Genomic DNA, 21269 nt, shown 5'->3' with positions numbered 1-21269 from the left:
GTGAAAAGGAGAGAATGACAATGGGTAAGTATTTTGGAACAGATGGTGTAAGAGGTGTAGCGAATACAGAATTAACGCCAGAATTAGCATTTAAACTTGGTCGATTTGGTGGTTATGTTCTGACAAAGGATGCGACACGTCCTAAAATCCTGATTGGAAGAGATACCCGTATTTCCGGGCATATGCTTGAAGGGGCATTGGTTGCCGGCCTGCTCTCTATTGGAGCGGAAGTTATGCGTCTGGGTGTCATCTCAACACCGGGAGTCTCTTATTTGACGAAAGCTCTGGGAGCTCAGGCGGGGGTCATGATCTCTGCTTCCCATAATCCTGTGGGGGACAACGGAATCAAATTCTTCGGTCCGGACGGATTTAAATTATCGGACGATCAGGAGCTTGAGATTGAAGAACTGCTGGATCAAACAGAAGACAGCCTTCCTCGTCCAATAGGAGCGGATTTAGGACAAGTAAGTGATTATTTCGAAGGCGGACAGAAGTACCTTCAATACTTAAAGCAGACTGTAGACGAAGATTTCGATGGTTTACATATTGCATTGGACTGCGCTCACGGTGCTACTTCCTCATTGGCGACTCACTTATTTGCTGATTTGGATGCGGATATTTCCACGATGGGGGCATCTCCTGACGGATTGAACATCAATGAAGGAGTCGGCTCCACTCATCCAGAAGCGCTTGCTGAAATGGTGAAGGAAAAGGATGCGGATGTAGGACTTGCCTTTGACGGTGACGGGGACCGCATCATCGCTATTGATGAGCACGGAAATATTGTAGACGGCGATCAGATCATGTATATCTGCGGTAAATACTTGAAGTCTGAAGGAAGATTGAAACAATCAACTGTTGTATCGACGGTGATGAGTAATCTTGGTTTCCATAAAGGGCTGGAAGAGCATGGAATCCAAAGCATCCAGACCGCAGTCGGTGACCGCTATGTAGTGGAAGAAATGAAAACAAACGGCTATAATCTTGGCGGCGAGCAGTCAGGACATATCATTTTCCTTGATTACAACACGACGGGTGACGGGCTGTTAACAGGTATTCAGCTTGTGAATATCATGAAGGTAACAGGCAAATCATTATCTGAGTTAGCAGGAGAAATGCAGAAGTTCCCTCAAAAGCTTGTGAATGTACGTGTAACAGACAAGCATCATGTTACCGATAATGAAAAGGTCAAAAGCGTCATCGGAAAAGTGGAAGAGGAAATGAACGGAAACGGCCGTATCCTTGTACGCCCATCCGGTACCGAGCCTCTTGTACGCGTAATGGCGGAAGCGCCGACCGAAGAATTATGCGAGCAATACGTTGATGAGATCGCGCGAGTGGTAAAAGAAGAAATGGGATTAAACGAATAACCGTTTTTATGCATAAGGGGTACAAAACGTACCCCTTATGCATATTTAATAATGATGAGTTTATTTTATTTTCACACATGCGTTTATGAGGTTTTTATTGCGGGAAGATAACAATGTGGTGACAACTGATTCCGGCGTTCATATTTTTATTGACGCAAGAGTTCCTGCTGGTGTATGATGATTTTGTTTTTGATTATAAATAAATTGGAAACAGCAGATTCGATTCAAGTATGGAAAGGTGGATCGTTCAAAGATAACGAATAAAAAGCGCCAGGACTGAACGGGAGAGCCGTTTAGTTGACGAGGTGGAGGTTCAATCGAGTGTTCGGCGGATGCCTCCCGGTTCATAATGTCACGGAGCCGTTAGATTCTTTCTCAAAACATCGAGGCAACTTGATGCACAAAGGGAAGAGAAACAGTGACTTACTAAAACTAATGACAATTGAGATAAGGGGGCAGGCTGTCCCCAAAAGATATCTTGCCCCCTTTTCCATTCAGGGAGGATATTTAATTATGTGTGGTATCGTAGGATATATTGGAAATTCAGATACAAAGGAAATCTTATTAAAAGGTCTTGAGAAGCTTGAGTACCGCGGTTATGATTCTGCCGGTATTGCCGTGCAAAACGCGGATGGGATCCACGTATTCAAGGAAAAAGGACGTATTGCCGATCTTCGCGGAATCGTCGATGAGAACGTAGCAACCAACACAGGGATCGGGCACACGCGCTGGGCGACACACGGTGTACCAAGCCAAGTGAATGCTCATCCGCATCAAAGCACTTCAGGCCGTTTCACAATCGTTCATAACGGAGTAATCGAAAACTACTCTCAGCTTAAACGTCAATATTTGACGGATGTAGCGTTCAAAAGTGAAACGGATACAGAAATTATCGTTCAATTGATCGAAAAGCTTGTTGAAGAAGGCAACGCTGTAGAAGAAGCGTTCCGTCAAACTTTGATGCTGCTTAAAGGTTCTTATGCCATCGCGTTATTGGATGCTGAAAACGATGAAACGATTTTTGTTGGTAAAAATAAAAGTCCGCTGCTCGTAGGTCTTGGTGAAGGCTTTAACGTTGTAGCAAGTGATGCAATGGCGATGATCCAAGTAACGGATCAATTCGTTGAACTGATGGATAAAGAAATGGTTATCGTAACAAAAGAGAAGGTTGAAATCCAAAACCTGATCGGGGAAGTAATGGAACGTGCTCCTTACACTGCTGAAATTGATGCAAGTGACATCGAAAAAGGAACATATCCTCATTACATGCTGAAAGAAATCGATGAGCAGCCATTAGTGATGCGTAAGATTATCCAGGCATACCAAAACGAGAACAACGAACTTCACATCGATGAGCCGATCGTAGGGGCAATGAAAGAAGCGGACCGCATCTATATCATTGCTGCCGGAACAAGCTACCACGCAGGATTGGTTGGTAAGCAATTCATCGAGAAGAGTGCAGGAATCCCTGTGGAAGTCCATGTTGCGAGTGAGTTCAACTACAATATGCCGCTTCTATCAGAGAAGCCATTATTCATCTTTATTTCTCAAAGCGGTGAAACGGCTGACAGCCGTGCCGTTCTTGTTCAAGTCAAAGAGATGGGCCACAAAGCTCTTACTGTTACTAACGTAGCAGGCTCGACTCTATCCCGTGAAGCGGATTACACACTTCTTCTTCACGCTGGGCCAGAGATTGCCGTTGCTTCAACAAAAGCGTACACAGCTCAATTAGCTGTATTAGCGATATTGGCTCACGTAACGGGCCAATCATGTGGAACGGTTCAGGACTTTGACTTAATCCAAGAGCTTGGAATTGTAGCGACTGCTATGGAAGCACTATGTGATACGAAAGAAGAATTCGAAGAAATCGCTCGCGAATATCTTTCAACAACACGCAACTGCTTCTTCATCGGACGTTCCCTTGATTTCTATGTAGGGCTTGAGGGTTCACTTAAGCTGAAAGAAATCTCTTATATCCAAGCTGAAGGATTTGCCGGCGGAGAACTTAAGCACGGTACAATCGCCCTGATCGAAGAAGGAACACCGGTTGTCGCTCTTGCAACTCAAGAAGCTGTAAACCTAAGCATCCGTGGAAATGTGAAAGAGGTAGTGGCTCGTGGAGCTAACCCTTGCATCATTTCAATGAAAGGCTTAGAAGACGAAGAAGACCGCTTCGTCATCCCAGAGGTTAACCCAATGTTAACACCTCTTATCTCTGTCATTCCGTTACAATTAATTTCTTACTACGCTGCCCTGCACCGCGACTGTGATGTAGATAAGCCGCGTAACCTGGCTAAGTCGGTTACGGTGGAGTAAGAATAGAACAAAACCCCGGATACCGCTGATATCAGCGGTGCGGGGTTTTTTTAATGCTCATTGAAATTCTGGTCGATCGGCTGTGCATCCACTGCAATTTCATAGGCATCCAGTATATTCTCAATCGTGTTAGGGTCCTCAATACTTTCCAGGTACTGTTCACTGCCATCATTTTCAACGCGCATCACAATCATGTCTTGGTTTTCATCATGGGTTTTTAGCAGGGCATAGGTTTCACCGAACATATCAAATAACGCTTCTACATATAAATGTATTTCAGATCCCTTTTCATCTATTACAGTAATAGAGTCTCTTATCTTTCTCTCCATCATACACCTCCATATATTTATATAATCTCTCCAATCGAACAGTTGTTATAAGCACTTTCCTTTACCTCCACACCCAAAACCCGTATAATCGTAAAAATAAACATAATGGAAGACGTTCCTTATGTCGCACCAACACAAAGAGTAACCTGCTGTTTCGACAGTCCAGGTTACTTTTTTAGTGAGAAGGGTACGATATAAGAAATCAGGTCAAGGGTAGAGGTATGATGATAAAATGAAGCATTTACATAGACAATATGTTTGGTTAGGGAGGTTTTTGGCTTCTGATCCCGGACGGAAGAGGTTTCAGCAGGCGGGGAAGGCGACGATCAGCTTGATTTCTGCTGTGTTTACGATGCTTTTTCTCCTTGATCTATGGGATTACGAGGCAATCACTCCTGCTATTGTAGCGGGGCTCGTCGGCATGCTTGGGGTCATGATCGTGATGGATGAGACCGAGGCAAAGAAGAAAGTGACGACCGTCTTGATAGGAGTGTCGGTGGCTTTCGGAATAACGGTCGGTTCTTTACTGGCGCATTATAGTCTGCTGGTAAATGGATTGATGGTGCTGGTCATTTTTTCGGCCTTTTATTTTTCACGGTTCCAGATCCGGTATTTTTCGATGGGGATGGCAGGGTTCATGGCCATCTATATGTCGTTCATTTTGCAATTGGATGCCGCGCATCTCATATGGTTTTATATCGGGATAAGCATAGGTGCTGTATACGCTTATTTTTACAGTTTTATCCTGTTCAAGGGTTCTGTCCACGTTTTGCGGAGAAGTATGCGCTCGTTTCATATCCAATCGAATGTGACGTTTACGATTTTGATTAAGATGATTGAGGAGCCAGACAGCAGCGAGAAGAGGAGAAAGCTTCTTTATCGTAATGTGAATCGTTTGAACGATTATGCGAGGATTGTATCTTCGGAGATTAATGATGAGGATTTGAAAAAGCTGTGGCCGGGTATCGAGTCGTCTCAGCTGAGGTTATATGTATTTGATACGGAGATGCTTGTCCAAACCTTGACGGATTCGCTTAAACGTCTGAAGGAGCTGGATGCGCTGGAATCCGCAGAAGTGAGGCGCTTTCTGGTCTGGGTCATTCGTTCGCTCCGGGATGCCGAAGTACTGGCCCATAATTATGATCCCCATTACTTGGAGGAGGCGGAAAAAGCCATCCAGGGGCTTCGTTTGCTGCTGACAGAGTTCCTGAATCAAGAGGATAAGCCTAAAGGCGTTTACCTCTTAAGAAGGATTGAGTCGATTGCAAATCACGTGCTGGAAGCGGCCCTCACCATACAGGAATCCCTTAAAGCACCTGGTAACGAAATGAAAGCAGCGGAAGAAACGGCTGATGATGAACCGGAAGAGAAAAAAGACGAGCCTTCACAAGATCGATCACTGAAGCCGCAGACGAGAAAAGGGATTCAAGCGCTGGTCGCCGGGACCCTGGCTATCATAGTAGGCGAATTGATTTCACCGACACAGCCTTATTGGGTGCTGCTGACCACTTTTATCATCCAAATCGGTACCGAGTCCGTAGGCAGAACGTATATGAAAGGGTTCCAGCGGTCGGTGGGTACGGTCATCGGAGCCATTATCGGGTTTGGTGCAGCAAAGCTGGTATCAGGCCAATCCGAGCTTGAAGTCTTCCTGCTCTTTTTAGTCTTATTCATGGCCCTCTATTTTTTTACCGTTTCCTATACGATGATGAGCTTGTTCATCACGATGCTCATCGCTTTTATGTATGATTTATTATTGGGCGGAATCAGCATGGAATTGATGGGTGCTAGAGTCCTGGATACAATTGCAGGGGCGGTGATTGCATTAAGCGTGTCTGCCCTTGTACTGCCGAAGAAAACAAAGCACAAGGTGGGGGATGCGCTTGATGAGTTCTTTAACGAGCTGGAAAGCTATGTTTCTGCTTATTTAAAAGGTTTTTTGAAAAATGACAATCCACCCCTTACTGATCAGGCATTTGATCTCGATCAGAAGCTACAGGCTGTGAAGGACGAAGCGGCATCCATTCTTCAAAGACCAGGAGCACTCACTCGTTCCGGAATCGGAAGATGGATCACGGTGACGACAGCGATCAATTATTATGCGAAACATCTTCTCGCTTCCTCTAATCGAAAAGCCGATCCGCTGGTAACGGATCAACTATATGTATCGGTAGAAGAAACGGAAGAGAAGCTTACACAAAATATTGAGGCTCTGCGCGGCCTATTAAAAGGGACAGGGAGCAATAGGCAATTGTGGAGCTTAAATGATGAACGCGCTCAAGTCGAAAAGATTGCCCCAAGCAGGCTTCACTCCCAACTGGACATCATTCATCATCTTTATTATATATGGCGCATTAACCAGTCCATTCTAACAATCGGCAGGGAAGTGGGAGCAGAGGTAATAGAAACGAAAGGAGAAAGCGGCTAAACCCGTTTTCTTTTTATGGAAGTCTCTGTTAATGCTTATTGTTATTATTAAAAACTGGTTCTAGCAGTTGATTGGAGTGCAAGACGTAGACTCCTGCGGGAAAAGCGAGACAGGTGAGACCCCGCAGGAGCTTTTGCGACGAGGAGGCTCACCGGCCGCCCGCGGAAAGCGAAGTCTTGCACGGAAATCAACAGCGGTGTTTAACACAGTCATGCATTAGTAAGAGCTTAACCAGCCCATACTTTCTGGTGATTCAAATGGTAAAAGTGAAACACATAAAAAATGGTTGTTTCAGACAGCCTCCCAAAGGGTACAAACTACCATCTGTAAAAATTGTGAGGTGGCAGTTGTGTCAGACAAAAGAAGCTATTTATTCACGAAAGAAGATGTGACCAACCCGGACATCGTACCGCAGTGGGTCATTGAGGAATATCAACATTTTCATGAAGTCGTGACAGACAAAACGTTCCCTTGTTATTTTGGTATGACCGGAGAGAAAAAAGGGGAACTGCGTTATTCATATATCAGCCATGACAACTGGGAACATCTGCCCCAGACATTAAGGGAGTTTAATGAATTATTTGATATCCCGGAAGGACAGCGTCTCATCAGACACGGTTTCTTTCTGTTTGTAGAACCTGAGAAAGAAGAGAGAGATATTCCTTATTACCGCGAATATTTCTGGAATATCCTTCAGTTTCTGCATGAGAAGGATGACAAACCGTGGCCGGCGGACTATCCAAAAGACCCGGATCATCACTTATGGGCATTTTCATTCGCGGAGGAGCCATATTTCGTTTTCGGCAATACGCCTGCCTATAAGCAGCGGAAAACACGTGATCTTGGTAACAGCCTTGTGTTAGGATTTCAGCCGAGAAGAATATTTGAAGGTCTGGAAGGTACGTCCAAAGGCGGTATCATGTCCCGTGAAAAAGTAAGGGAGCGGGTAGAGAAGTGGGACGGCTTGCCGAAGCATCCTAATATCAGCCACTACGGCGATCCTGAGCACAGGGAATGGAAACAGTATTTTATAGGAGACGACATTGAGCCGATCGAAGGGAAATGCCCGTTTCATCATAAATAGAAAAAAGTGTCAGACCTTATCTTAGAAAGGTCTGACACTTTTTTTGTTAGTAAATATCCACACTGCCACTCGAAACAGAGGCTTTCACTTTGTACTTTCCGTTTCCTGCCGTACCGCTGATATCACCATCTTCATCTTTTATATCCTTCAGTGGGAAATTTGATGAAACATCACCGCTGCTTGCACGCCCATTCAGGGTGAAGCTGGCATCATCCGGAAGGTCCAGATTTACTTCGCCTGAACTGACATCAAAGTCTATGTCTCCTGTCAGCGACTTCATCATGACCGTTACATCACCGGAGGAAACGTCCCCGCTAAGCGGACCCTCATAATTTGAGATGTCGACGTCTCCTGAGCTTAGATTTACTTTCCCGTTTTTAGTTGTTAAGTTATCGATGTTTAAGTCACCTGATGATCCCTTGTGATCGAAAACATTTGTTTTGAAGTGAGCCAGTTCCATATCACCAGAGCCCATCTTCACTGTGAGTGTATCAAGCTTCATTGGGTTGGAGGTTGATCCGCCTGTGAATACAGCTTCACCCGAACCAAGTTCAATGCTCATATCCCGGTCATAATCTTTTGGTACATACACGGTGATATCTGATTTGCGATTGAACGCAATCCATTGATACCATTTATGCTTTACCTCAACTTCAATTGTATCTCCTTTCTCTTTCAGCGTGAGTTTGCCGTTTCCATCGATTTCGACTTTCACTTCATTCTCATCTGTAGGAATAATTTCTGTTTCACCGCTTTCTAACAGCAATTGTATTGAATCCACATCGCTTGTCACTTCTACTGAATCCCCTGATTTAGTATCTTTGGCAAACAACGATGTTTGATCATTTATGATGGTGTAAAGTGTTCCTAAAGCCAATATCGCAATGATCACCGCAAAAATATTCTTCATCCCAATCCCTCGCTTTGGTTTGTTTTTCCAATTTATAGTTTTATTTTACTTGATGCTTCCTTTTCCAACAATGACGCTCCAGAATTATTTTTCACTCAGTCCAGAGACGTATGGGACAGTGAGAAAAAACTGCTTGCTGCTGATTTCAACATCCTGGTTACTTAAGAAAAAAGGTTATTCCTTTCAAATTATTCTGGCTTATAATGATATATGAGACAGTCATTATCAGAGGAGAGGATTATTAATGTCCGTTATATTAGGAAGGGCAACTGAAGAAGAAATTGCTGAAATTTATGAATTAGCAGGAATAAATAGAGAAGAAGCAACAGGGATTCCTTTTGAAAATCATAAAGAAGAAATGATTAAGGCTTACGAGCACTCTAAAAAGTTCGGCGCTTATTTTCTTGCAGCCAGATCAAGCGGGAAACTGGCGGGCTGGGTGCAGATAGATAAAAGCACTGATTGGGTAATTGGAAAAGAAATTGGCTGGATTAATGACATATATGTAAAGAAGTCGTTTCGAGGTAAAGGCTTTGCAACTGCCCTATTGAAACAGGCACTGGAAGAGCTGAAAGAGATGGAGTATGATGAAGTCCGTTTGAATGTTTACAGCAGCAATGAACAAGCGATCAAGCTTTATGAAAAATTGGGGTTCCATGATCTAAATAAATTTATGAAGCTGGACATGTAAAAAAAGAAGGACACGATTCAACTCGGTCCTTCTTTTCGTTGGATTTATTTTGAAATGAACATCTGTGTCCAGTAAATCCCTTGGCTGCCGTCTTTTGCGATCCCGACACCGATATGAGTCAATTGCCCGTTCAAGATGTTTTTGCGGTGGCCCGGACTGTTCATCCAAGCATTAACTACTGATTGAGGAGATTCCTGTCCAACTGCAATGTTTTCTGCTGCAGATGAATAATCAATCCCAAAGTTTTGCATCATCTCAAATGGAGATCCGTAAGTTGGAGAGGTATGGGAAAAATAATTTTTATCTTTCATATCCTCTGATTTCATTTCAGCTACATTGGACAGTTCTCCGTCCGCTTTAAGGGCACCCAGCCCATTCTTTTTGCGTTCTTGATTGGTTAAGTCGATAACTTGCTTCACAAATCCACTTGCCTCTGAAGGTTGAGCTTTTTGCTGAGGCTGATTTGCCGGAGGCTCAGGTTGTGCTGCATTTGGCTCTTGAGCCTGATTAGGTTCTTGAGCTTTCTCATTTCCATCTGGTCCGAAATCTTCTCCCGGATCTAAATGGGTAAATTCACGCAATTTTCCATCAGGATCTATCGGAGCCATAAAACGGTGAAGAGCCGTTCGATTACCGTTCCCTTCATTTACATTAAACCCGCCCATATCCGCCGCTCTGTCACGATCCAAATCTGTCCGGGGTTTATCAGCATTCCCGTAGTTCACAGGATCATAGGTAACGTCTTGAGTATCATTCAGGTTTTCATTCCCATTATTCGCATTGCATGCTGTCAAAAGCATTAAGGGGACCATCGTACAGATGCTTAACAATCTAAGATGTTTTTTCAATTTACTTATCCTCCAAATCATTTATGGTGCATTCTCCTGACCTGAAAACGCTCAGGATTGATCACAGGTATTAATATTTGCATCTTCTATAGGTGGTATCCTCTGTAATATGTGGGAGAATTGGTGTGAAGGAACAAGGAACGGAAATGCAGGTTAGTTGAAGTGTTGAAATAGTGCCTGGCTCAAAAGGGCTAAATAGAGCCAGGCACCAAATGCAAAAGTAACCCAAAAAAGGTAATAAACTATTCGAAATCGAATAGGTAAACGAACATGCTATAAATAAAGGAGTGTTTGTTTTAATGAAAAGAAAAAGACTGCGTGACCTCGGAATGGGGATCGGTTCTTATTCTTGCGGTCAGGCTAACAGCATTACCGATATTAAGGGTGTGAAAGTGGGTCATCAAACACTTTATTATGAGAAAAACGGCGAAACCGTGCGAACAGGTGTCACGGCTATTTTGCCTCATGAAGGAAATATGTTCAGGGAAAAAGTTTTTGCTGCGAGCCATGTGATTAACGGGTTCGGTAAGACGGCGGGAACCATCCAGATTGAGGAATTGGGTGTGCTGGAAAGCCCGATCATGCTTACCAATACGCTTTCCGTCGGGGATGTCATGAAGGGAACGGTTCAATATCTGATGGAGGAATGTCCGGAGATTGGTGATACAACAGGGACCGTCAATGTATTTGTCGGGGAGTGCAATGATGGGTACCTGAATGATATCCGGGGACTCAACGTATCCCCGGATGATGCCAGGGAAGCGATTGAAAAGGCTCATTCTGGTTACATTGAGGAAGGGTGCGTTGGAGCCGGAACCGGTATGCTCTGTTTAGGGTACAAGGGTGGAGTCGGCACAAGTTCCAGGGAACACCAATTTAATGAGGACCTGTTTACGGTCGGCGCACTCGTTGTAACGAATTTCGGCCGGCGGACCGATCTGCGCTTCCCGGTCGAAAAGGAAAGAGAAGAACGAGAGACCCCTGATGGGTCCATTATGATTATTATTGCTACAGATGCCCCTATGAATGAAAGACAGCTTAAGCGGCTGGCTAAGCGGGCGTCATTTGGTCTTTCCAGGACAGGGTCTTATGCGGCGCATGGAAGCGGTGATATCGTCCTTGCCTTTTCCACAGCTCATAAGGTTCCGCATCAGCCCTCTGAAGACAATACGTTAACATTCTCGTTCATTAAAGAAGATGGGGAAATGATTTCCATGCTTTTTGAAATGGCGGTGGACTGTGTCGAGGAAGCAATATGGAACGCCCTGGCGAAAGCCGAAACAACGTCAGGAAGAAATGGACGGGAAGTGGAAGCCATTCCGTTAGAGGTGCTGACCGCTTTAAGGAAATGATGATAAAAGAACTGGATTTCGCCATAATAAAGGTTTTTTCCTGCAGGTAAAGAGGAAGTATATAAGGAAGGAATTACGTAAGGATGTGACAGGATGAAATACACACCTTTGCCTCTTTCTTTTTACGAGCAGCCAACATTAGAGCTTGCCAAAGCACTGTTAGGCTGTGTGTTGGTAAAGGAAACAGAGGAAGGAATCGCTTCAGGCTATATCGTTGAAACAGAAGCTTATCTCGGTCCTGAGGACAGGGCAGCTCACAGTTTCGGCAACCGCCGGACAAAACGCACGGAAATTATGTTCCATGAAGCAGGCAGGGTTTATACATATTTAATGCATACCCACTGCCTGGTCAATGTCGTATCCGCATCGGTCGGGGTGCCGAATGCCATCTTAATACGAGCCGTTGAGCCGGTGGAGGGACTAGACTTGATGAACGAAAGAAGAAAGGGCCAGCCAATGAAGAATTGGACGAGCGGCCCGGGGAAATTGACGAAAGCGTTGGGGATCACCATGGAGGACTATGGAAGGTTTTATACAGAGCCGCCGCTTATCATAGCAGAGGGATACAATCCTGACGAGATTGTTTCCGGCAAAAGAATCGGAATCGATAATTCAGGGGAAGCAAGAGATTATCCCTGGCGCTACTGGGTGAAGGATAACCCTTATATTTCCAGATGATAGTGCAGATTCTAAATTTTCAAATAAATAATGAAAAACCACTCCCAATGAACTATTTTTATGGTATATTTTACTTATTGAGATTGTTTTCTACATAATAAGATAAATTTCGCATTGGGAGCTGTGAACCTGGATGATAGATGGGCGCTTACATTCAGGGGAGCTAGTAGCGCAACCGACCACATCCGAACGTTTTGATACGTTCTTTAATGTGGTCTTTTTTCTAGACGAATACTGTTTCAAAAACTTACGATAAAGAGAGTACAGGAGTCTTATGAATATATTTACGATTTTTCAAGATGACTTTATCTATCATGATTATCAGCCTTTATATACAATTGATCACTCTCAATCACTTTATGGATATGAAGCGCTGCTGCGGAATACCCATAAAGAAAATCCTGAGAAGCTTTTTCAGACTGCCATGAAGGCTAACATATTGTATAAGCTTGATACCCTGTCGATTTCGAAAGCGGTTGAGGGATTTTTCCTTAATCGAAATCAGAACGGGAAGCTGTTCGTAAATGTTTATGTCACCACGATCTTACATCCGAGCTTTCATCGATATTTTGACTATCTCATGGAGACTCACCCTGAACTTCAGGGACGTCTTGTTTTGGAGCTGAATGAATCCACTTCAGATGAACTCTGGCAGAATCCATTATTGCTGAAGGCACTAAAAAACCTCAAACACTACAATGTTTTATATGCGATTGATGATTTCGGCCAAGGAACAGCCTCTATAAAAAAGTCCATAGAATTTGAACCGGATATCATCAAGCTTGATCGATACTTTGCGAAAAATTTGGCTGAGAGTGAAAGGAAACAGCGGTTTCTCTCTTTCTTTAATCAATTTTACGGAAACGATACACAGATTATTTTAGAAGGAATTGAACAAGAGGAAGATATGCTTGTTGCCAAACAACTCGGCATCACAGTGGGGCAAGGCTATTATCTCGGGCGGCCGAGCCGGATGCTGGCATAAATATATTGAAAGTATAAAGATCAGGCCGGTTGTTCTGATCTTTTAATGTTTCATCAATTAATGTGAGGGGTTACTGTTGTTTATTCGATTCTGCTAAAGATTATTTTTTCTTTAAGTGGATTTAGCTGTTGGTTGGAGTGCAAGACGAAGACTCCTGCGGGAAGAGTAGCTAATGTGAGACGTGTCTAGCTCCGGCGGCTAGCCCCTCGAGGTCATAAGCTAAATGGTCCAAGAAGGCAAACAACGCCTTCCCGGCCCATTCATCTTATGCTTGTCGGGGCTGGTCGAGCCGCCTCCGCTTTTCTGCCCGCAGGAACGCAGTGACGAGGAGGCTCACGGGCTACCCGCGGAAAGCGAAGTCTTGCACGGAAGCCAACAGCGGCGTTTAAAAATTTTACTAGAAACGAAATTGTTGAAATTGAAATAAAATTGAAATAATTTACATCATCCATTAAACTGAAGAAAAAAGAAAAAAGAAAAAAGGGGATTACTATGAGGTTTTTGAGGTTTCCACTTAAATTTGTGTTCTATTATTTTCTTGGATTTCTCGGGATCATTGCCATCAGCGTTGCTCCTCAAGCGATGAGAGAAAGGGGCCTGTACAACTTTATCGGGTACTCCGAAGAGGTGGTTAAGTTTTTCTTTGCGTTTTGGGATAAAGAAAATTGGAGCTATACATACAAAGGATATACGGAACATTTCATGGATATGCTGTGGGGTCCTTATCTGTATTCTTTGCAAGTATTAGGCGGGGCTTTGGCTATCGGGCTTGGATTCGGATTCATTCTCACCGTCATAACAGTCTTCCTTCCCCGTTGGTTGTCATCACCTCTGAAAAAGCTGTTGAACCTGCTGGAAACCGTTCCGGATCTTATGTTTGCTTTCATGCTTCAGCTTGCCATTGTATTCATTTTTAAAAAATTCGGCTTCGAGCTGATGCAGTTCACGGAAATAGGAGACGAAAAAATCTATCTAGCACCCATGATCACTCTCTCGATCATCCCGATGATCTCGTTCTTTCGCATTCTTCTTTTGATAACAGAAGAAGAGCTTTTAAAACCGCATATTGAATTCGCACAGAGTAAAGGGATGTCAAAAGGGCGGATACTGCTTTCACATGTCTTGAAGAACATATCCCCAAGCCTTTTTTATCATGGGAAAATGATCATTTGGGGAATGCTCTCAAGTTTATTTGTCATTGAAACGATTTTTAACATGAGAGGGATCACATACTATATCGTGCAGGATTTCAGGCCGATGGTTATCGCCATTTCGCTTATTTTGATTTTCACGCCTTTCTTCGTCATATATCAGGGAGTTCATCTGTGGGTGAATACAGCCGCTAATGAAGATGACACCCAATATAAGAAAGACAAAACAAAGTGGACGGAATGGAAGGTTTGGGGATGGCTTAATTCACTCAGAAGATTGTGGTGGCAGCATATGCACAATCCTAAGTTCGCTTTAGGGTGCAGTGCGTTGTTCATCATGATTATCTATAGCTTCCTTTACCCTTTATTCAAAGAGAATCCAATCCACTACATTAAGTATCTCAAAAATGATGAAGGCCGGATTGTGTCGGGTCCTCCACATAAACCGTCTGATCAAATGATCCTTGGTTCGGATATTTATGGGTACAGCATTATGGACCAATTGATTGTCGGGGCGAAATTTACGCTGCTGTTTGCCTTGATTGTCGCCCTGTTACGAGTCATTGGAGGATTTTACTTAGGAGTGTTTTATCATTTTCACTTAAAGGAACGCAGAAAAAATTGGCTCGATCGACTGGTTGATTCCATCCATTTCCTTCCGCTGAGTTTGATTGCATATCTGCTGCTGAGACCTGTATTGTGGGGATTGCCGGTACTTGGATGGGATAACTCGATGTTTGAACGACTTGTGTTTGAAGCGATGATCCTCACGATATTGGTACTGCCCTTAACCACGGTATTGATAGGGAATGAGTTGAAACTGATAGGAAGAAAAGATTTTGTGCTTTCTGCCAAACTTTTGGGAGGGAACAATAAGCATTTACTTTGGACCCACCTTTTCCCTCACCTGGCACCGAGATTGTTCATCATCTTTGGCCACCAGTTCATTCAAACTCTATTAATTCTGGTTCACTTGGGATTGTTTCACCTCTTTCTTGGAGGGACCATCATTACCGGTGGTGATTTGCCAGACCCGCCTAAGTCAGGGACCTTTGAATGGTCAGGGCTGATAAGCTCAGCCAGATATTCTCTGATGACGGGTAAATACTGGATCGTTCTTGCTCCGCTGGCAGCATTCATGATTGCCATCATCGCGATGCAGCTCATTGTCCAGGGAGTAAAGGAAATCCAGCAGCAAAAGGTTGGCGTGCTGATCAACAATACCGCGATCAAGAACAAACATAAATCAATGAAAAAGAAAGCATACCTTCCTGAAGTGAGAGATTTTCAATTGACAAAACAACAGACCTTTAAAGGTTAGAAGGAGTGGAGTGACGTGAGCGGTAAGAGCCCAAGACTTCCTTTGACAGATGACGAGAGAACATCTCTTCGAAGAGCGAAAATAAAATTAAGCGATGTACATCATATTTCTCCTGAAGAATTGAGTGAAAGGGTGGAAATCCCGCTTGAAAGAGCCAGATACTTGGTTGGGATGTCCATTTTTCAACAGATTCCTTCCATCGGTCCGAATATGGCCCATAACGTAGTCGAAGACTTGCAGTTCTATTCTTATGAAGAAATCAAGGAAGAAAAAGGGGAAGACCTGATCATCACACTCGAGAAAAAATACGGAGTCTGGATGGACCCTTGTGTGGAAGATTCCTTGAGATGTGTCGTCCATCATGCGAGGAATCCTGACAGTGAGAAGAATTGGTGGGACTTCACGTCTGAAAGAAAAGCATATCGTCAAAAACACGGATATCCTTCCGACCGGCCGACAAAGGCTTGGGATTCTATGAAAAAATGAATATTCGATTTTTAAAAAACATGCCCCTCATTGTGGCATGTTTTTTCTATGGGTCAATAAGCAGAGGACTATTACTGACTTACGGACTAAATAATCTAAAAATTACAAAAATAGATAGTTCTTTTCATCTGTTTTCACCAAAATATACTGACAAGCTGTAAGCCTTGTGTTAAAACATATAAAACCATAAAAAGAAATTAATGGTAATAAAGACAGGGAGGCTGTTTAAGTGAAAAGAAAACTACTATTAAACTCATTTTTTATTGGAGCATTAGGTTTTGCCATGATAACACCAAGTGCACTCGCCCATGACGTTTTAGATGACATTTCGATAGAAAAAGGAGAGGGTTCAGGAGCAGAAGCTGTAATTCCACACCTTGAAGGCAGCAAGAACCTCAGCGGATGGCATGAAGTGGCAGCGGTCCAATTGGAAGAGAAAGATGGGGTCCAAAATAATACTGCTGATGTCTATGCACATAACGGCTTTGCCTACGTTGGTACCCATACGAAGAGTGGAGGCAATGGGGGCGTACGAGTATTTGATCTCAAAGACCCATCGAACCCGGAGGAAGTTGCAGTATTTGCGGATGAAATTCCCGGAACATGGACAGAGAAGGTCGTTGTGAAGAAGGTAAATACGGAGGATTTCAATGGAGACTTGGCCGCAGTCAGTGTTCAACAGCTTGATCGCAGCAACTCTGACTCTGTAGGAGGTGTCCTGCTTTACGATGTCACGGACCCTTATCACCCTGAAAAGCTCGGATTCTGGGCGGTGGATAAGAGAGCACCGGGAACACATGAACTATATCTGGCCAAACAGGGAGACCGTGCTTTTGTCTTGGCGGCAAGCAACTATGCTGACTATTATACACACGGAGAGAAGAAGGATTTCTCACTGATTGATGTGAGCGATCCATCCAACCCCGAAACCATCTATGAATTTGATCCCCGTCAGCTTGAGGAAGTATCAGCTGACTTTAACGGCTATCACTGGGAAGCTCCGGATGGAAAGACTCGCCCAGTCTTCAATCATAGCGTTATGACAGATGAAAATGCCCAGACAGCTTTCTTATCTTTTTGGGATCTCGGAACCATCATGCTGGACATCAGTGATCCGGACAATCCAGAATACTTGGGAAGAACGGAATATGCATCAGATCAGCAGGGGTCTGCACACTCAGCGCAAGTTGCCAAGGGAGGCACGGTACTGGTTGAAACGAGAGAAGTATACGCTCCAAAACGGCAAGGCTATGAAGAGTCCTATGGATACACGAGGATCTTTGATATCAAGGACAAAACAAATCCTAAACTCTTAAGCAATTTCAAGACGGATCTTGTTGATGATGTGGAGGACGGGGTAACATTTGCAAATACCGTCCATGATCCGAAAGTTGTTGGGAATACCCTTTATTTATCCCACTATGCAGGCGGCGTGAGAGCGGTTGACATTACCGACCCGGCAAAACCGTCAGAGATTGGGCGCTACGTTCCGGAAAACTCATTTATCTGGGGTGTATTTGCAGACCGCAACTACATTCTGGCATCAGATATGGGTTCTGGTTTGAAGGTGCTTCAAAAAAATAATAACGCTGAGTAATTTTAGCTAAATGGCTTCACGATATAGTATCGTGGAGCTATTTTTTTGAGAAGGTTTGTATTGGAAACAAAATTTTTTGTAATTTATAACGTTCCTTATATAATCAATCATATAAGAAAGGAGAGGTTCATATGGATTACGCAATTGTAACAGGTGCGACAAGAGGATTAGGTGAGTCGGCAGCAAAGCTTTTTGCGCAGAAAGGCATTTCCCTTATTAACGTTTCCCGAACGGATAATGGCGGGCTAAAAAAATTGTGTGATGAAACAGGCGTCTCATATGAGTACGTTCAGTGCGACCTTTCCAATCCTGCAGAAACGGAGAAAGCAATAAAAAAGATAGGCAGCAAAGTGTTTGGCGACGGTGCCGGCCGAATTTATCTTGTACAGAATGCTGGTGTGGTGACACCCATCAACCCTTCCGGTCAGGTAGAGAATGCAGACCTTGAAAAGAGTGTGAATGTAAATCTGCTATCGCCCATGATTGTGACGAATGAAATGCTGAGAGCCTCTCAACGTTCGGAAAGTCAGCTTATCATGGTCAATGTGAGTTCAGGAGCAGGGAGCAGACCCGTTTACGGATGGAGTACGTATTGTTCCACGAAAGCGGGGGTCAATATGCTGACGGAAACCGTAAGTCTCGAGCTTTCAAAGAAGGGCAGCAGGCATAAGGTGATTGCATTCAGCCCAGGGGTTATGGATACGGATATGCAGGGAACCATCCGTTCATCTTCTGAAGAAGCCTTTGCCGATGTTGAAAGTTTTAAGCGTTACAAAGAACAAGGAATGCTGAGGGACACGGATACAGTAGCAGAGGTCATTGTGAAACTTGTGACGGAAACGGAAGTTGAATCTGGTAAACTATATCATGTAAATGACCTGCTATAAGGTAAAAGCAAAATGTAAATCTGAAAAATAGAATCCAATAATGGAAGAAAAGGCGGGTTCCTTGGGGAATCTGCTTTTTTATATGGTAATAAGAAGCGGTGCCTTATTAAAAGTTCTAGCGAGATCCTTCTTTTGGTTTAAATGGTTTTTAATATTCCCTCCCGTTAAAGACCAATTGCAAAAAGTGAAAGTGAAAACGATTGATAATTCAGTCTATTTAGGTTGGCATGAAAATTGCAATTGAAAGAGATGAAACCTAAATAGGAGGGAGAAATAAAAAAGATGAGAAAGCTTTTGCTTGTGTTCAGTTTTATGTTGTTATTTGGCGGTATGGGAAACCTCAGTACATATGCTGAAGGGGAAGGGAAAGAGATCAAGGGGAACTTGGTGATTGTGGGAGGAGCACTTGGAAGCAGCAATGCAGAAGTATATAACGAGTTCATCAAGCTGGCAGGGGGAAAGGAACAGGCAAGGATTGGTGTAGTCCCTGCCGCCTCAGGTTCATTGAAATCATCGAATAGGTTCAAAGAGGACCTGGCTGGCTATGGCGTAAACGAATCTTCCATAGAAATCCTCCCAATCTCCTCACATGATTTTAGCGGAACCGATGAAAATGAAAACAAATGGAAAGGGAACGTAAATAAAAAAGAGATGGCTGAGCGAATTAAGGGCCTTACAGGAATCTGGTTTGTAGGCGGGGATCAGCTGAGAATCACAGATGCATTGTTAAAAGGAGATGGAAAAAAGACTAGAGCGCTTGAAGCCATCTGGGAAGTTTACCGAAATGGTGCAGTACTTGGGGGGACGAGTGCAGGGGCGGCCATTATGAGCGATGTCATGATCACAGGAGGAGACAGCTTAGGGGGATTCAACCAGGATTTCACCGATAAAGATTATGCGGATGCTTCAAAGGAATATGCTCCAGTCTACATTGAACAAGGTCTTGGATTCTTTCAAGGCGGCATCATTGACCAGCATTTTAACGAGCGATCACGCTTAGGGAGGCTCGCGGCGGCTGCATTTGAATATGGCGATGAAGGAGAGCTTGGGTTCGGGGTCGATGAAGATACGGCCATGGTTGTGAATAATGAGGCGCAGGTGGTCAGCTTCCTGGGAAGAAGCGGAGTCGCTGTAGTCGATATTAGCGATGCCGTTCTCTCTGGAAAAGAAATGAAAAACGTCGATATCAGTTACCTGTCACCAGGAGACAAGCTGAATATCGAAACGAACGATATCATGATCTCAGAGGATAAGTTAGAGACAAAAGGGTATGAATACTATGATTTCAATCCTTTGCCGGCAACAGGAGTCCTGACCTCGTATGGGACACTGCAGCATTATCTATCTTATTCTTTGGTTGATAACAGCCAGACCGATCGTGTTCAAAGCTATCTATACGACAGTACAGGGAACGGGTTTACATTATCATTCCATCAAGCTGAAGAGACAAATGGGTTCTGGGGTTATCAGGACGGGCAGAAGGATTCATACTCGTTTGCACACGTGAAGATGGACGTCGAGCCAGTGAAAGTTTCATTTGAAGAGGATTCTTCATTATTCCCTGAATATAAAGAGTCCACCTTCTCTTATCAGAAACCGCCTTTCGATAAAGAGACAAAGGGAAGTCTGGTCATGGCAGGAGGGGCTCTGGGCAGCAGTAATGAAGAGGTATATAAAGCCTTCATTGACAGAGCGGGGGATAATGGGAAGATTGGAATCATCCCTGCGGCCAGTTCAAGTCTGAAATCTTCTCTTGCATTCAAATCGGACCTGAGAGCCTATGGGGTATCAGAACATAATATTGACATTCTTCCTTTGGCAAACCGGGATTATAAAGAAACTGAAGCAGATGAATCACAATGGGTGAAAAACAAGAACGATGAGAGTTTTGCAGCTAAACTCTTAGACTATGATGCCATATGGTTTGTGGGAGGCGATCAGACGAGAATTACCGATACCCTACTCAACGAAGATGGAACGAGGTCAAAGGCACTTGAGAGTCTTTGGGCGATTTATGAAGATGGGGCTGTACTAGGAGGGACGAGTGCAGGTGCCGCCATTATGAGTGATGTCATGCTTGCAGGCGGCGGCAGCCACGATGCCCTTGTTCATGGATTCACTGAAGAATATGACAGTATGACCCAGCAGGAAGGCGGAGCCGTATATCTCGAGCAAGGCCTTGGATTCTTCCCGCATGGGATCATCGATCAGCATTTCGATAAGAAAGCAAGGCTGGGAAGGCTCATCACAACTGCCGCTGCTCATGGTACCGCTGGGGCATATTCGTATGGAATCGATGAAGATACTGCTTTGATTTTTGATAACCAGACAGATTCCCTGACAATCAAAGGGAAGGGCGGGGTATCCATTGTGGATCTTTCGAAGGCAGAGATGGATGAAGCTGCCCCTAACAAATATAGAAATATAAAACTATCCTGGGTTAAGTCTGGTGATTCACTCAATGCAGAAACGAAAGAATATACGATTAGTGATCATAAAGTGTCTACTAGTGGAGCGGAATATTACGATTATGAAGCGGCTCCCCATTCGGGAGTGCTGACTCCACATGGTTCGCTTGGTAACTTCATATCCTACAGCCTGGTCGATAACGCGCGTGAAGAAAGTGTGAAAAGTTATAGCTTTGATCAAGGAAAAGGGTTTGAGCTGACCTTCAAAAAAGGAACTGATACGGACGGCTTCTGGGGCTACAAGGATGGTAATAAAGATGATTATTCATTTATTAACGTTGAAATGGATATTGTTCCTGTCCGGGTCGAGGTTCAGTGACCCACCTTTATATAGGGGAGCTGCCGGACAATGCGGCAGCTTTACAGGA

The 21269-nt window shown here is 43.9% G+C and carries 16 protein-coding genes and 1 riboswitch; of the genes, 13 read left to right on the top strand and 3 right to left on the bottom strand.

Annotated features, from left to right (window positions below; genetic code table 11):
* Positions 1-20 precede the first annotated feature (20 nt).
* Both glmM and glmS read left to right on the top strand, forming a co-directional pair.
* The gene (glmM, locus tag AAEO50_RS11610) at positions 21-1370 is read left to right on the top strand and encodes a phosphoglucosamine mutase (RefSeq protein WP_341983758.1); all 1350 of its coding nucleotides are present in this window, start codon (positions 21-23) and stop codon (positions 1368-1370) included.
* Positions 1371-1883: 513 nt separating this feature from the next.
* Complete coding sequence (gene glmS, locus AAEO50_RS11605) at positions 1884-3686, top strand: glutamine--fructose-6-phosphate transaminase (isomerizing) (protein ID WP_341983756.1); 1803 nt, start codon at positions 1884-1886, stop codon at positions 3684-3686.
* Positions 3687-3736: 50 nt separating this feature from the next.
* Here glmS and AAEO50_RS11600 read toward each other — a convergent pair whose 3' ends face one another.
* On the bottom strand, positions 3737-4015 hold the full coding sequence (locus AAEO50_RS11600) for a DUF1292 domain-containing protein (protein WP_341983753.1): 279 nt from the start codon (positions 4013-4015) through the stop codon (positions 3737-3739).
* A 232-nt stretch (positions 4016-4247) separates the two neighbouring features.
* Here AAEO50_RS11600 and AAEO50_RS11595 point away from each other — a divergent pair, with 232 nt between their 5' ends.
* Together AAEO50_RS11595 and AAEO50_RS11590 are read left to right on the top strand one after the other, a co-directional pair.
* A complete protein-coding gene (locus AAEO50_RS11595; protein ID WP_341983751.1) occupies positions 4248-6443 on the top strand; it encodes an FUSC family protein in 2196 nt (731 codons plus the stop codon).
* A 349-nt stretch (positions 6444-6792) separates the two neighbouring features.
* Positions 6793-7527 carry a YqcI/YcgG family protein gene (locus tag AAEO50_RS11590; protein ID WP_341983749.1) on the top strand — a complete coding sequence of 245 codons (735 nt, stop codon included), beginning with the start codon at positions 6793-6795 and terminating at the stop codon, positions 7525-7527.
* A 46-nt stretch (positions 7528-7573) separates the two neighbouring features.
* On the opposite strand, the gene liaG is transcribed toward AAEO50_RS11590, so the two are convergent.
* Positions 7574-8437: a LiaG family protein gene (gene liaG, locus AAEO50_RS11585; RefSeq protein ID WP_341983746.1), complete on the bottom strand. Its 864-nt coding sequence runs from the start codon at positions 8435-8437 to the stop codon at positions 7574-7576.
* 244 nt (positions 8438-8681) lie between these two features.
* Here liaG and AAEO50_RS11580 point away from each other — a divergent pair, with 244 nt between their 5' ends.
* Complete coding sequence (locus AAEO50_RS11580) at positions 8682-9128, top strand: GNAT family N-acetyltransferase (RefSeq protein ID WP_341983744.1); 447 nt, start codon at positions 8682-8684, stop codon at positions 9126-9128.
* Between the two features lie 44 nt (positions 9129-9172).
* On the opposite strand, the gene AAEO50_RS11575 is transcribed toward AAEO50_RS11580, so the two are convergent.
* On the bottom strand, positions 9173-9976 hold the full coding sequence (locus tag AAEO50_RS11575) for a CAP domain-containing protein (protein WP_341983742.1): 804 nt from the start codon (positions 9974-9976) through the stop codon (positions 9173-9175).
* A 299-nt stretch (positions 9977-10275) separates the two neighbouring features.
* Here AAEO50_RS11575 and AAEO50_RS11570 point away from each other — a divergent pair, with 299 nt between their 5' ends.
* The 8 genes from AAEO50_RS11570 (at position 10276) to AAEO50_RS11535 (ending at position 21220) form a co-directional block, all read left to right on the top strand.
* On the top strand, positions 10276-11328 hold the full coding sequence (locus tag AAEO50_RS11570) for a P1 family peptidase (protein ID WP_341983740.1): 1053 nt from the start codon (positions 10276-10278) through the stop codon (positions 11326-11328).
* A gap of 93 nt (positions 11329-11421) precedes the next feature.
* Entirely contained in the window at positions 11422-12006 is a 585-nt protein-coding gene (locus tag AAEO50_RS11565) for a DNA-3-methyladenine glycosylase (RefSeq protein WP_341983738.1), read from the top strand.
* A gap of 108 nt (positions 12007-12114) precedes the next feature.
* Positions 12115-12196, top strand: a riboswitch (cyclic di-GMP riboswitch).
* An 84-nt stretch (positions 12197-12280) separates the two neighbouring features.
* The gene (locus AAEO50_RS11560) at positions 12281-12991 is read left to right on the top strand and encodes an EAL domain-containing protein (RefSeq protein WP_341983737.1); all 711 of its coding nucleotides are present in this window, start codon (positions 12281-12283) and stop codon (positions 12989-12991) included.
* Between the two features lie 522 nt (positions 12992-13513).
* Positions 13514-15463: an ABC transporter permease subunit gene (locus tag AAEO50_RS11555; RefSeq protein WP_341983735.1), complete on the top strand. Its 1950-nt coding sequence runs from the start codon at positions 13514-13516 to the stop codon at positions 15461-15463.
* 15 nt (positions 15464-15478) lie between these two features.
* A complete protein-coding gene (locus AAEO50_RS11550) occupies positions 15479-15949 on the top strand; it encodes a helix-hairpin-helix domain-containing protein (protein ID WP_341983733.1) in 471 nt (156 codons plus the stop codon).
* A gap of 229 nt (positions 15950-16178) precedes the next feature.
* The gene (locus AAEO50_RS11545) at positions 16179-17546 is read left to right on the top strand and encodes a hypothetical protein (protein ID WP_341983731.1); all 1368 of its coding nucleotides are present in this window, start codon (positions 16179-16181) and stop codon (positions 17544-17546) included.
* A gap of 131 nt (positions 17547-17677) precedes the next feature.
* Positions 17678-18433 carry a (S)-benzoin forming benzil reductase gene (locus AAEO50_RS11540; protein ID WP_341983729.1) on the top strand — a complete coding sequence of 252 codons (756 nt, stop codon included), beginning with the start codon at positions 17678-17680 and terminating at the stop codon, positions 18431-18433.
* 282 nt (positions 18434-18715) lie between these two features.
* The gene (locus tag AAEO50_RS11535) at positions 18716-21220 is read left to right on the top strand and encodes a cyanophycinase (protein ID WP_341983727.1); all 2505 of its coding nucleotides are present in this window, start codon (positions 18716-18718) and stop codon (positions 21218-21220) included.
* The last annotated feature ends 49 nt before the right edge of the window (positions 21221-21269 follow it).

This window comes from Rossellomorea oryzaecorticis (assembly GCF_038405515.1).
Taxonomy (GTDB): Bacteria; Bacillota; Bacilli; order Bacillales; family Bacillaceae_B; genus Rossellomorea; species Rossellomorea oryzaecorticis_A.
The sequence above is the reverse complement of the archived record's forward strand: the minus strand, read 5'-3'. Positions and strand labels throughout refer to the sequence as shown.

What these genes read in the sequence shown, in the direction of transcription:
- AAEO50_RS11600 (WP_341983753.1), bottom strand. Translation starts at nt 4,015, where the DNA reads ATGGAGAGAAAGATAAGAGACTCTATTACTGTAATAGATGAAAAGGGA.
- AAEO50_RS11560 (WP_341983737.1), top strand. Translation starts at nt 12,281, where the DNA reads ATGAATATATTTACGATTTTTCAAGATGACTTTATCTATCATGATTAT.
- AAEO50_RS11595 (WP_341983751.1), top strand. Translation starts at nt 4,248, where the DNA reads ATGAAGCATTTACATAGACAATATGTTTGGTTAGGGAGGTTTTTGGCT.
- AAEO50_RS11580 (WP_341983744.1), top strand. Translation starts at nt 8,682, where the DNA reads ATGTCCGTTATATTAGGAAGGGCAACTGAAGAAGAAATTGCTGAAATT.
- glmS (WP_341983756.1), top strand. Translation starts at nt 1,884, where the DNA reads ATGTGTGGTATCGTAGGATATATTGGAAATTCAGATACAAAGGAAATC.
- glmM (WP_341983758.1), top strand. Translation starts at nt 21, where the DNA reads ATGGGTAAGTATTTTGGAACAGATGGTGTAAGAGGTGTAGCGAATACA.
- AAEO50_RS11540 (WP_341983729.1), top strand. Translation starts at nt 17,678, where the DNA reads ATGGATTACGCAATTGTAACAGGTGCGACAAGAGGATTAGGTGAGTCG.
- AAEO50_RS11570 (WP_341983740.1), top strand. Translation starts at nt 10,276, where the DNA reads ATGAAAAGAAAAAGACTGCGTGACCTCGGAATGGGGATCGGTTCTTAT.
- AAEO50_RS11535 (WP_341983727.1), top strand. Translation starts at nt 18,716, where the DNA reads ATGAGAAAGCTTTTGCTTGTGTTCAGTTTTATGTTGTTATTTGGCGGT.
- AAEO50_RS11565 (WP_341983738.1), top strand. Translation starts at nt 11,422, where the DNA reads ATGAAATACACACCTTTGCCTCTTTCTTTTTACGAGCAGCCAACATTA.
- liaG (WP_341983746.1), bottom strand. Translation starts at nt 8,437, where the DNA reads ATGAAGAATATTTTTGCGGTGATCATTGCGATATTGGCTTTAGGAACA.